Genomic DNA, 11,873 nt, shown 5'->3' with positions numbered 1-11,873 from the left:
CGACTTGCATGTATTAGGCACGCCGCCAGCGTTCGTCCTGAGCCAGGATCAAACTCTCCAATAAAGTTATTGAAAAGAGCGATAAGCTCATTTAGAAAATGCTGACGAGAACTTAACGTTCTCTATTCAATTTGTTATGACCAACAAATTGAATTTGTATTAATTCACTCACGAGTTTCACTTGCGTAAAACTCCTCGTTGTTCAGTTTTCAAAGATCAATCTCGCTAACAACTTTCGTCGTCAGAAGAGTTTATATCATATCATTTCCGGTTCAGAGTGTCAAGCTTTTTATAGAAGTTTCATTCGACTTCGTTAAGTTGCTTGGTTATTCAGCGTGTTGCTTACTGTCTAACTTCTTGGCCGGAATTAGAATATACCATGCTGATAAAAATTATGCAAGTACTTTTTTGAAAAAATTAAAAACTCTACTAATCACATTTGGGTCAGCAGACAATGACACTCCATTCTTGGATAGATCCACTTTTACAGTTCGTTATTCCCAAACTATTAGTATGGACGTAAATATCAGGATTTGGGCTGAAATTCTCTCCTCTTAACACATTGGTTAATTTAGAATGCAGAAAATCAAACTTTTTGGAAGTATTCAATAGAGAGATCGTTGCAAACTGGGATACAGAGGTAAGAGGTAACTATGCGTTTCGAACTGATCCCCTGATCAACAATCAATATTAATTAAAAAACCCAGCCCTTATCAGGACTGGGTTTATGTATGGAGGCGAGGGGAGTCGAACCCCTGTCCGAAGATAACGCCACATAAGCTTCTACGGGTGTAGTAACAGATTTAATGTCACCCTAGAGACTCCCCGTTACCGGATTCTCTTCAGGTCAGCCTGATTGTCTTCTTCAGCTAGCCGCAGGCGGAGACTAGACAGCGTATCCCACTAAAGTTGAGCCCTTATCCCGGTACATGGGCGATACAGAGTAAGAGCACGCTCACAGGTTATTAAGCTGCGAAAGCGTAGTTGTTTTGTTGTTTGCCGTTTAATTGGCTTTAGCGTTGATGAAGCGGACGCGTCCCCACTACCCGCTACCCATGCTCGAACTATCCCCGTCGAATCCATAAACGCCCCCTTAATAAAAAGGGCTTCTTTGGATAGATCGGATTGTAATCCTGAGCAAAAGTAGATCTATTCCGTATCCTTTTCCTCCATGGTAAAAGGATAATCAGAAGCAGTAAAAACTTGTCTTCACGAGATCGTATGTTCCTCTCTCGTACGAAACTTAGTATATCACAAAAATATATATAATGCGACAGATAGCACACTACATCTTGCAGGTAAACAAGGAGAGAGTTACCAAATGAAGCTTCATACCATCAACCATAAACCATTAACCTTACATCTTAACGAGCAATCTTCTGCTTCTCTCGCAGTGCACGCTGAATATCACGTTGTGCATCCCGCTTCGCAGCAGTGTCCCGTTTATCATATTGCTTCTTACCTTTACCAAGTCCAAGAAGCAGCTTCGCGTACCCATTCTTGATATAAATCTTGAGTGGTACGATCGAGTATCCATCCTGCTTGGATAAACCAAGGAGTTTATGGATCTGCGCTTTATGCATAAGCAGCTTACGTGTTCTTGTCGGGTCTTCCGGATTGTGGCGGTTCCCTTGCTCAAATGGACTAATGTGCATGTTGTGAATATGAATCTCTCCATTACGAATCGTCGCAAAGGCATCTCCAATATTCGCACGACCATTTCGCAGAGATTTAATCTCCGTACCGGTCAGCACCATCCCTGCTTCATACGTATCCTCGATAAAGTAGTCATGGGAAGCTTTTTTATTCTGCGCAAGCACTTTACTGTCCGTATTCTTCGCCATGTTCTCACCTCTTCTCAGGATCATTTATTCACACTGGACGGTATTGCTAGCTAACTCTATTCCGGTCTTCATTGTAACAAATATACAGACCCAAAATCAAGGTAACAAACCTCTATATGTATTGTACCCCAAACAAGCTTTTTGAAGCATCGAAATCCTAATATGCAACCTCTACATTCGTCTTCATTCCTCCTCCCTGCGAATTCCCGTGAAAATAAACCAAGGCCCGCAGAGAATTCATTCTGCCGGCCCATCTTTCCTCTTCAAGCCGCTCCTTCATGTCACGCCTATCTCACAGCGAAATACTCTTTCAGTCGAATTTCTTCCTGCTGACGAGAAGAAGCATACGTTCCAAGAATAATCTCCAGCGAATGTCTTCCCTCTTCTCCGGTTATAACCGGCTCTCTCTGCTCACGTACCGCATAACAGAGATCACGGATCTGTTCCCTGTGTCCGTCAGGTATTACTTGAAATGGAGGAAAAACAGGAAGCTGAACCTGCTGCCCTTCGATCTCCAGCTGTACAATATCTTCTTCTTCGATGATCAGCGAACCCTTCTCACCATAGATTTCAATACGCATTCCTTTGCCTTTGAAGGCAGTTGTAGTAATTTCCAGCACACCCATAGCTCCACTCTCATACTCAAGCATTGTAATAGCCGTATCCTCTACCTCGATGTTCCTCAGTACATTCCGAGCTTTTCCCTGTAATGAGACGACATTTCCAGCAAGCCACTGCAGCAAATCGACTGTATGAATCCCCTGATTCATCATGGCACCCCCGCCGTCCATCTCCCAGGTTCCCCGCCAGCCGGCACTGTCGTAATAATCCTGACTGCGATAGATTTTGACGTAAGCAGAACATAAGCTCAGCCTGCCCAGAGCACCCTGTTCAATAAGCTGCTTCGCATATTGTGCTTGAGGAGACATCCTTCTTGGAAAAATAGTAGCCAGCTTCACACCCGCCTCACGGCAAGCCTCAACCATCCGGTCCATTCCATTTATTTCAATGGCCATTGGCTTCTCACAGAGAACATGCTTTCCTGCCTTAGCAGCCCGTATCACTTGCTCGACATGCAGTCCGCTAGGGGTACAGATACATACCGCTTCAATGTCCGTCCGTGCAAGCAACTGATCGAGATCGCTGTACGCAGCCGCCCCGTATTGTGCTGAGAACCTAGCTGCATGATCGGGCTTGCTATCACACACGGCGATTAGCTCCGCTTCTGGTATTTTGACCATCTCGGCTGCATGAACTTCTGCAATAATCCCGCAGCCAACAATTCCATACCTTAGCGGTTTCACCTTAGATACCATCTTTATTTTCCCCCTGTCCCATTCATTGTCATCTAACCTTTAGCTAAATCCGGGTTAAGATTATGACTAAGAGATTGATCTTAAGAACTTCACTCGTTTGGCCTGCTCATCAGCAAGCAAAGTTGCTTTCGTCGCTTCAAGCAAATCTTGGTGGGTGAAATCATGTGCTTCTCCTCGGACACGTCTCAAAAAATCCTCCGTCACCGATGCTACGGGTGCTCTTAGTGGAACTTCCACAAGCGCTTGTTCATGCGTCATCATAAGCAGCAATTCTTCGTCAGTCGAAACGACAGGGTCACCGGCAAGCCGAATCTCCGCACTTCCTTTTGTTCCCGTTACAAAAATACGGCCATCACCCCACGTCCAGCATTTCTCCGGTGCATGCCAGTCAGCATACAGCTGCGCCACGGTTCCTTGATCCATTTCTACTTGTACAGCTGCCGTATCATAGAACTCGGGGTACTCCGGCAAGATCTGTTTCCCCATTCTGCCGCTCACTTCTCTTACTTCCTGTCCTGTCAGCCATCTGAGGAGATCAAAATCATGTATGAGCAGGTCAATAACAATTCCGCCAGACTGCTCCTTGCTAAAATGCCAATCGGGCCTCGTATCTGGCCGTAATCGATGTGGTTTTCGCATCGTAATACTCATCACTTGTCCAAGCTCATCTTTACGAATGAGGTCATACAGTGTATATACAGCCGGCCGGTATCGCTCAGTTAACAGCATGCCAATCTGAATCTTTCCCCTGCCTATGATCTGTTCCAGCTGATTCAGCCCTGCCTGGTCTACCACAGCAGGCTTATCAAGCATCAGATGTTTTCCATACCGCTCACAGGCAGCAACAATTTGAATCTTCTCGTTATTGATAGCAGAACTACCGACATACTTTACATCTTCATTCGCCAGCAGTTCTTCCATACGATCCGCAAAAGGAAGCTGGTACTGCTCCGCTATCTGCCTTGCCAGCGTTTGATCGCCTTCATCATATATCCCAGCACAGGGATGCCCGAGTGCCTGCATTTCCTCTATAAAGATAGAAATATGGGGATGCTGACAGCCGGCTATAGCAAAGGCACCATGATCACCCTTCCCATCTGTTTCTGTTCTTTTGCTACCTAACGTCATGGGACAATTCCCTCCTTCTCTACCTGTATCTACACGGGCCCACCATCCTCTGATTCTTCTACCTGCATCTGCATGGATCCACCATGATCTAATTTCAGCTATTCAAGTGAACTGCTTCTCTTGCCCTCTCTCACAGCTTCAAGCTGTCTTTCGATCTCAGCCAGATCATAAGCAAGTCGCTCTTTCGGTGGAAAAGGGGCTGCACACTCCAGTGTGATCCAGCCGGCATACCCGCTCTCCAAAGCAGCAGCCAGCATGGGCCGGTGATCTACATAACCTTCCCCTAGCCTGCACTGCATAAATGCCTCTATGCCATGCCGAGTTCGATTGCTAAAAGACCCTTCTGCACCTTCTATTGCAATCCGTTTCTCATCTTTTATATGGATATGGCTCAGATGGCTTCCAAGCTTTCGCACGGACGCTTCCCCAAAGTCCACACCTGAAATATACATATTGCCTGCGTCATGGATAAAACCAAGCCCTGATCCACCTGTTAACTCTAAGAGACGCAGCGCACTATCTGCATCTTCCACTAAGGTCTGATTGTGAATCTCAATCAGCAGCTGAATTCCGGACTCTTCCGCCTCTGCGATACATTTCCTTAAATAGTGAGCCGCTCTCTCATAGTGCTGATCCTCTGCCAAGAACGCATTAGGTCCTCCCGGAAAAACCCGAATACAAGGAACAGACAACACCTCGGCAATCCGAAGCAACTTTTGAAATTCCTCCAGCGCATCTTCACATTCTTCATCATTTAGAGTGGAGAAGTGACCCGTGTATCCTGCTAGTGCCGGGATGCAAAGTCCAAGCCCCGCTGCATAATCGCCTAACTCTCTCACCTCTTCCAGGGGTGTATCCAGTCCAAGGTGAGGAGAGCGGCAGGCAATTTCAATCCCATCAAATCCAAGCCCTGCTGTAATTTCCATTGCTTCTCGCAGGGGATAATCTATTAACGATCCGCTAAAAGCGGCGAGGGGTATCCTTCTTGTATATTTAAGCTCATTACTCATCAGCATGCTCACTCCTCTTCTTCCTAAGTAGGAAGCGACATATGACGCGATATATGATTTCAATCCATCTACTTAATCTGACTAACTAGGTATAATCCATGCCCTTACTTAATCCCTGATGCCGAATGATTTTGCACAAAATATTTCTCAGCAAACAAGAAGACCAGTAGGATCGGAAGCAAACTCATCAGTGCTGCAGCAACCATCAGCTGCTCATTCCCCACCCATTGTCCTTTCAGCCCCAAGATCCCGATCGGAAGGGTAAACTTCTCACTGGAACTCAGGTAAATGGAAGGAGCGAGGATCTCATTCCACTTGCTCATAAACGTAAAGATCGCGAGGGTAGCAAGCGAAGGTAAGCTCATTGGCATGTAGATCCGCCAGTAAATCCGCAGCGGGTTGCAGCCTTCCATTTTGGCCGCTTCCTCATACTCTCCCGGAATCCCGAGAAACGCCTGCCGCATTAAAAAGATGCCAAAAGGCTGAGCAAGCCATTCAATGACCCAAAGCGGGGTTAGTGTATCCAGCATGTTCATGGAGTTGAAGATCATAAAGTGCGGGATAATAATAACCACAGGCGGAATCATCATCGTACCGAGTACAATGAGAAAGAGTATATTTTTCATTGGAAACCGAAGTCTCGCGAACGCATAACCGACTAATGAGCAGGATAACAGCGTCCCAATGACCGAGAGTATAGATACGATAAAGCTGTTCATCGTTTGGGTTCCGAAATCCCCCAGCTTCAGCACCTCAGCATAGTTTGACCACTGGAAGATGTCCGGGAACCAGGTAGGCGGTACGGCTGTATATTCCTTATAGGTCTTTAGAGAATTGAGTACAGCCTTGGCAAATGGGACAAGCATAACGAGTGAACTGATAATAATAGCCAGATATGCAGCTGCTTTACGCAGGTTTTTACCGGGCATCCGTATCCACTTCCTTTCTTACAGAAAAACAGGTATAGCCGCATTCAATTGTAGTGCACCCACCGGTTCTGCATTTTCATCTGTACGAGCGTGAGGCTGAACAAGATCATAAACAGGACCCAAGCAATCGCCGAGGCATAACCCATATGCATGAAGGAGAATCCTTCTCTATACAAATACAGCATGAGCACAAGACTCGCATTTCGAGGTCCGCCTGCGGAAGAGATATCCCCGGCCCCTGTCATGACGTAGACTTGTTCGAATGCCTGAAACGTAGAAATCGTACTTAGGATGATGACAAGAAACGTGGTAGGCGATATAAGTGGTACCGTAATGGCACGGAATTTACGAAAAGCACCGGCTCCATCCATTTCTGCCGCTTGGTACAGCTCGCCAGGAACACTTTGGAGCCCTGCCAGAAATAGAATCATGATGTACCCGATTCCTTTCCATACGGCAATGATAACGAGCAAGGGAATAACCCATTTTTCACTGTTCAACCACTGCTGTGGATCAAGGCCCCATTTGATGAGAAGCGAGTTCGCAATCCCAAAACGGGGATTAAAGATCGAATCAGCCACATAAAGAATAACCGTCCAGGAAGAAATCACCGGAATAAAGTGAGCCATCCGGAACAATTTTAGTCCCTTCAGCTTCTGATTCAGCATCACAGCAAGAATGAGCGCAAGCACCGTCTGGATCGGCACGAAAAGGATAGCAAAGTAAAGGGTGTTCCATAGAGACTTCCAGAATAAAGGTTCCTGAAATAACTGCTCATAATTTCCTAGTCCAATCCACTGTGGTGGAGTTAACATGTCATACTTTGTGAAGCTGAAATAGAGGGAGACAGCCAGCGGTCCTGCCACGAAGACGAGAAAATGTATCAGATAGGGGGACACCATGAGGAGTCCCCACCTGCCTTCTGATCGCAATAACCTGCTTCGTCCCGCCGCCTGAAACCTCCGCTTTTTCTTCTGTACTTCTTGAGGAGTTTCACTTGGAATCATGGGCGGCTCTCCTTTGTCTGTTTTTTACTGATAGAAACCATCCAGCACTTTCTGTATATCTTCATTCGCTTTTTTCAGTGTCTCTTCTACAGGTGTATCACCAAGGAAGGCACGCTCTGCATTTTCATTAAACTTCGATACCCACTCTTCCCATACGGCATTCGTATCGAGAGTCCCGGCAAACTCAAAGCTATCGAGGAAAGCCTGGCGATTCGCAGGGTTTGCTCCTGAGGTAAGGAATACGTCAGAATTCGCTACCGACTTTTTTACCGGAACGGCTTCGCCAAGTGCTGCCCACTCTTTTTGTACTTCATCTTCTGTTGCCCAGAATTTCATCCATTCCCATGCAGCCTGTGCCTTAGCATCATCTGCCTTCGCGCTAATTACCCAAGAGTTCGCAATAACGGGAGCAAAACGCTTGCCATCTGGACCTGTTGGAAGTAGCGCTACATCATAATTAAGTCCTGCTTCATTAGCTGCCTGAACACGTGCATAAATCCCGATCCGCATCGCAGCAGAGCCGCTTGGGAATACAGCCATCGAGCTTTGGAAACTTTTCAGATCAACCGGATCCGTAAAGATTCCTCTATTCATACCGTCTACGATCCAGTCCATTGCCTGCTTATTTTCCGGGGAATCTACGATGGATTTTGTATTTGTCTCATCCAGAATGCCTCCACCATACGATTTCAGTACGGAGAACCAACCTTCGGTAATGCTAAAAAAGGTTAGACCAAACTGGCTTACGCTATTTGCATCAAAACTTGCATCGACAGCTGTCTTTCCACTTGCATCCACCGTCAGTTTTTCCGCGGCAAGCTTCAAATCTTCCCAGGTCCAGCTATCCTCTGGGTAACTTACCCCTGCTTTATCAAAAAGATCTTTGTTGTAATACAGCACACCAATCTGAATTCCTTGGGGAATTCCCCAGTAGTGGCCTTCGGCATCTTTATTGAACTCTAAGCCATAATAATCATCTTTATTGAGATCCTTGTTGATCCACTCCGTCACATCTTTCAGCGTACCGCGTTCGGCATACTTCATGACAAGTGCTCCATCGGATAACCACACATCCGGGGCTTTACCCGCCGCAATCTGGGTATCGAGTTTTTGATAGAACTGGCCATACGGTGCACTTTGCGTTTTTACAGTAATGTTAGGATGCTTATCCGTAAATGTAGTGATGAGTTCTTTCATCTTGGCGTCGCTTTTCCCATCTGAATAATAACCAAGGGTAATCTCGGTTTGCTCCTGCGCTGGTGTATCTGTGCCTGGCTTAGGTTCTGTTACTCCCCCCGGTGAATCTGCAGTACCACTCCCGCCCTTGCTGCAACCTGCTGCGAATACTGTCAGCACAAGCAGCATACATACGAGTACAGACATGCCTTTACGCTTGACCATGAAACCGCCCCCCGTTATATTAGATCCATCTCACACCTTATATTGTAAATATTGTAAGCCCAAGTGGAATGGTTTTTCGTATTCCGGTTGTCTTTTCCTACACTGAAGTTTGGCAAGGGAGTGATCAAGCAGTCTATGCTGAAGAATCTAACCATTAACAAAAAACTCATTGCCATTAGCCTGTTGTTCGTCTGTCTGCCTGTTCTTCTCCTCGGCACCTATTGGTACAATGCCTCCACGGAAACCATTGAAGAATCAACCATTGCTTCGAACCAGCGGATCGTGACCCAGACCACAGAGTACCTAAACTTGTACATTGCCGGTCTTGAAACCTCCACCTATCCTTCTCTTTCGGGAGCAAGCATTCAGAATCTCATTAATAGCCGCAGCCTGTCTCCTTACGCCTATTTGAAATTATCTGAATCCATTGAAAAGGGGATCTTTGCCCAAATGCTATACGGCCGAGATGATGTAGTGGGCATGTCCCTTGTAGCGAAGAATGGTTTTGTTGTCAGTGACTATACCCGCGCTCCAGAACTTCTGAATATGGATCAAATTACGCACCGGAATCGGCTTTTACTGGGGAAAATGGATCAAATGGATGATTTTCATATTGAGGGGATTCGTTATGTAGGTTCTGAGCCTGTCCTTACGGTGACCCGAAAGATTTCAAGCAATCAAAGCTATCTGTTTGAAGGTTTGCTTATTGTCGATCTCCATCTCAGCCAGATTGCGGGTATATGCAAAAATGTCTCTCACCATGAACTTGAAATATGGATTACTGATGCACACAGTGGACAGGTCATTTACCATCCAGAGCAAACGAGAATCGGCACTTCACTTCCCCCCTCCCTTGTTCATGAACTTACATCCAGCAAGACAGGTTTATTACATGAATATGAAACGGATCTTCAAAATATTTTGTTGTATGAGCACTCTTCTCAAACCGACTGGGTTGTTGCTCTAGAGCAACCTAAGGATGCCGTGATTGGCGAACTACTGGACCTTCGTGCTACGGCAATTTACTTTTTTGCATGTATTATGATCGTTACTGTCTTTATTCTAGGAGGATTCTCACTCCAAATTAGCCGTGCTTTATCGCTGCTAGAGAGGTTAATGAAGCGGGTGCAGACGGGGGACTTCTCGCTGCCAATTACCACAATGACGGAGCGGCGCGATGAGATTGGAAAGCTTTTTCGAAGTCATGCCCATATGGTCGGGGAGTTAAAACGACTTGTGAAAGAGGTACAGTCTGCCAAGCTGAAGGAACGGGAACATGAACTGGCTCAGAAAGAATCTGCTTTGCAGGCCATGCAATCACAGATTAACCCCCATTTTCTATACAACACACTAGAGGTTATTAATAGTCATGCGATCATCGAGAACAATGAGGTCATCAGCAAAATGACCACTTCTCTTGCGGATCTTTTCCGTTACAATTTAAAAAATGCACATCAAATCGTTACCCTCCGAGAGGAGATTGGTCATCTTAGAGCGTATTTGGATATTCAGGCGGCCAGGTACCGCAAACTGAGGATCGATATAAACCTTGATGCACTCGATGAATCAATGCTCTGTCACGTATATCTGATTCGACTGACGCTGCAGCCGCTGGCCGAAAATGCTTTTATTCATGGATATCAGAATCATCGCCTTCCGCCTGCCTATATAGGACTTACCCTGAGCACAGAGGAAGATCGGTATGTTCTCCACATGAAAGACAAAGGACATGGAATGAGTGAAGAAAAGCGAGAGCAGTTAAATGCCTATTTTCAACAAGCACCCGCTTCTCAGGCTATTGCATCAAATGGTATCGGTCTCGCAAGTGTACATGAGCGAATTCGTCTGTCTTTTGGAGATGCTTACGGGCTGTATATCGCCTCATCTAACCATGAGGGTACGCATATCGAAGTTAGACTTCCACGCCGAATGAATTGAAAATAACTCTTTATGTTTATTCATTAAAATGAACCCCCAGACGGTCACTGCCTAACCCACCTTTACACTTAGGAGGAGTTTTCATGTATAAAGTAATCATTGCAGATGATGAATACATGATTCATCGCAGTTTGGCGAAGCTGGTAGAGTCCTCGGAACATCCTTTCCGTGTCGTAGGCGAAGCCGAAGATGGAGCGGAAGCACTTTTACTGCTGAAAGAGAAACCAGACCTCATCATTACTGACATCTGTATGCCGGGTCTGGACGGTCTTGCTTTTATTGAAAAAGCAAAACAAGTAAGGTCCGATGTTCTTTTTCTTGTCATCTCTGGGTATGGTGAATTTGAGTATGCACAGCGTGCACTGCGATTAGGAGTAGAAGACTTCTTGCTCAAGCCCGTAAGCCCTGAGAAGTTTCAGCAGACGCTTACAGCCATCTATCACCGATTGGAGAAACAAAAACGGAGAGTGATGGATTATAGACAGTGGTTCCTAGGTCACGAAGAGCTGCTGCTACAATTATCCGATGCGATTTGGCGTTTGGATGAGAAAGCTGTAGACGAACTGCTTCACAAACTCGTTCACCATTACGAAAAAGAGGCCGCCGATGAAATTCCTTTTCCCACTTTAAATAACATATTGCAAGAGAAAATAATGAATGAACTCGCGAATCGCGGGCTTTCTTTTCAAGATCATCCAATCTATAGAGAGTTAACTGCGGATGCAGATGAGAAAATCAATGCCACTTCCTCTGTTCTGATTCAGTGCAGAGCTTATACTCAAATCCTACTGCATGCGGTGAAGTCATCACGAAACTTCGGCTCACGGACTCATATTTCCAAAGCGATCACGTATACAAAAGATAACCTATCCGACAGCACTTTATCTGTTCAGGCCGCAGCTGATATTGCAGGTATGTCGGTCACCTATTTCAGTCGTTTATTTAAAGAAGAGACCGGGACTAGTTATGTGCAGTACCTTACTCGGCTGCGTATGGAAAAAGCAAAGATACTGCTTGATGAGCAGCTCCACAGCGCCTCCGAAATATGTGAACGAGTAGGTTACGCAGACTACCCTCATTTCAGTAAAACATTTAAGAAAATCTATGGCATTGCCCCGGCTGATTATAGTAAGCTGCATCGAAGTATTTAGTTTATTTCACAGTCCAATTACATGGCTTATTCACATAAAAAAAGCTGACACGAAGATCCTGTATTAAGGACCTCTGTGCCAGCTTCTTTGTTTAACCCATTCTTATAGAGTCATGTGCTTATTGTAAGCTGCTCTGTTGTTAAGAAGAA

At 45.6% G+C, this 11,873-nt stretch carries 9 protein-coding genes, 1 rRNA gene and 1 other RNA gene; 2 read left to right on the top strand and 9 right to left on the bottom strand.

Annotated features, from left to right (window positions below):
* From PV403_RS23445 to PV403_RS23405, 9 genes are all read right to left on the bottom strand, one after another.
* Window positions 1-64: ribosomal RNA gene (locus PV403_RS23445) — 16S ribosomal RNA — on the bottom strand; the annotation flags it as partial.
* 665 nt (window positions 65-729) lie between these two features.
* Window positions 730-1,093: a transfer-messenger RNA gene (gene ssrA, locus PV403_RS23440) on the bottom strand.
* A gap of 271 nt (window positions 1,094-1,364) precedes the next feature.
* Window positions 1,365-1,844: an SsrA-binding protein SmpB gene (gene smpB / locus PV403_RS23435; RefSeq protein WP_213535943.1), complete on the bottom strand. Its 480-nt coding sequence runs from the start codon at window positions 1,842-1,844 to the stop codon at window positions 1,365-1,367.
* A gap of 287 nt (window positions 1,845-2,131) precedes the next feature.
* Entirely contained in the window at window positions 2,132-3,160 is a 1,029-nt protein-coding gene (locus PV403_RS23430; RefSeq protein WP_213535942.1) for a Gfo/Idh/MocA family protein, read from the bottom strand.
* Window positions 3,161-3,226: 66 nt separating this feature from the next.
* A complete protein-coding gene (locus PV403_RS23425; protein WP_213535940.1) occupies window positions 3,227-4,288 on the bottom strand; it encodes a Gfo/Idh/MocA family protein in 1,062 nt (353 codons plus the stop codon).
* Window positions 4,289-4,386: 98 nt separating this feature from the next.
* The gene (locus PV403_RS23420; RefSeq protein WP_249717838.1) at window positions 4,387-5,298 is read right to left on the bottom strand and encodes a sugar phosphate isomerase/epimerase family protein; all 912 of its coding nucleotides are present in this window, start codon (window positions 5,296-5,298) and stop codon (window positions 4,387-4,389) included.
* A gap of 104 nt (window positions 5,299-5,402) precedes the next feature.
* The gene (locus PV403_RS23415; RefSeq protein ID WP_213535938.1) at window positions 5,403-6,227 is read right to left on the bottom strand and encodes a carbohydrate ABC transporter permease; all 825 of its coding nucleotides are present in this window, start codon (window positions 6,225-6,227) and stop codon (window positions 5,403-5,405) included.
* 44 nt (window positions 6,228-6,271) lie between these two features.
* On the bottom strand, window positions 6,272-7,234 hold the full coding sequence (locus tag PV403_RS23410; RefSeq protein WP_213535936.1) for a carbohydrate ABC transporter permease: 963 nt from the start codon (window positions 7,232-7,234) through the stop codon (window positions 6,272-6,274).
* Between the two features lie 24 nt (window positions 7,235-7,258).
* A complete protein-coding gene (locus PV403_RS23405) occupies window positions 7,259-8,635 on the bottom strand; it encodes an ABC transporter substrate-binding protein (protein ID WP_213535934.1) in 1,377 nt (458 codons plus the stop codon).
* Between the two features lie 135 nt (window positions 8,636-8,770).
* Here PV403_RS23405 and PV403_RS23400 point away from each other — a divergent pair, with 135 nt between their 5' ends.
* The gene (locus PV403_RS23400; RefSeq protein ID WP_213535932.1) at window positions 8,771-10,573 is read left to right on the top strand and encodes a histidine kinase; all 1,803 of its coding nucleotides are present in this window, start codon (window positions 8,771-8,773) and stop codon (window positions 10,571-10,573) included.
* A gap of 83 nt (window positions 10,574-10,656) precedes the next feature.
* Window positions 10,657-11,724 (top strand): response regulator transcription factor, encoded by a 1,068-nt coding sequence (locus tag PV403_RS23395; RefSeq protein ID WP_213535930.1) that lies wholly within the window; start codon window positions 10,657-10,659, stop codon window positions 11,722-11,724.
* Window positions 11,725-11,873 lie beyond the last annotated feature (149 nt).

This window comes from Paenibacillus sp. GYB006 (genome assembly GCF_036577645.1).
In the GTDB taxonomy this organism is placed as follows: domain Bacteria; phylum Bacillota; class Bacilli; order Paenibacillales; family Paenibacillaceae; genus Paenibacillus.
Note: the sequence above shows the minus strand (reverse complement) of the source record. Positions and strands in the feature narration are given on the sequence as shown.

Excerpts from the sequence above, each read along its gene's own strand:
- PV403_RS23405 (WP_213535934.1), bottom strand. The coding sequence starts at position 8,635 with ATGGTCAAGCGTAAAGGCATGTCTGTACTCGTATGTATGCTGCTTGTG.
- PV403_RS23420 (WP_249717838.1), bottom strand. The coding sequence starts at position 5,298 with ATGAGTAATGAGCTTAAATATACAAGAAGGATACCCCTCGCCGCTTTT.
- PV403_RS23430 (WP_213535942.1), bottom strand. The coding sequence starts at position 3,160 with ATGGTATCTAAGGTGAAACCGCTAAGGTATGGAATTGTTGGCTGCGGG.
- PV403_RS23395 (WP_213535930.1), top strand. The coding sequence starts at position 10,657 with ATGTATAAAGTAATCATTGCAGATGATGAATACATGATTCATCGCAGT.
- smpB (WP_213535943.1), bottom strand. The coding sequence starts at position 1,844 with ATGGCGAAGAATACGGACAGTAAAGTGCTTGCGCAGAATAAAAAAGCT.
- PV403_RS23400 (WP_213535932.1), top strand. The coding sequence starts at position 8,771 with ATGCTGAAGAATCTAACCATTAACAAAAAACTCATTGCCATTAGCCTG.
- PV403_RS23425 (WP_213535940.1), bottom strand. The coding sequence starts at position 4,288 with ATGACGTTAGGTAGCAAAAGAACAGAAACAGATGGGAAGGGTGATCAT.
- PV403_RS23415 (WP_213535938.1), bottom strand. The coding sequence starts at position 6,227 with ATGCCCGGTAAAAACCTGCGTAAAGCAGCTGCATATCTGGCTATTATT.
- PV403_RS23410 (WP_213535936.1), bottom strand. The coding sequence starts at position 7,234 with ATGATTCCAAGTGAAACTCCTCAAGAAGTACAGAAGAAAAAGCGGAGG.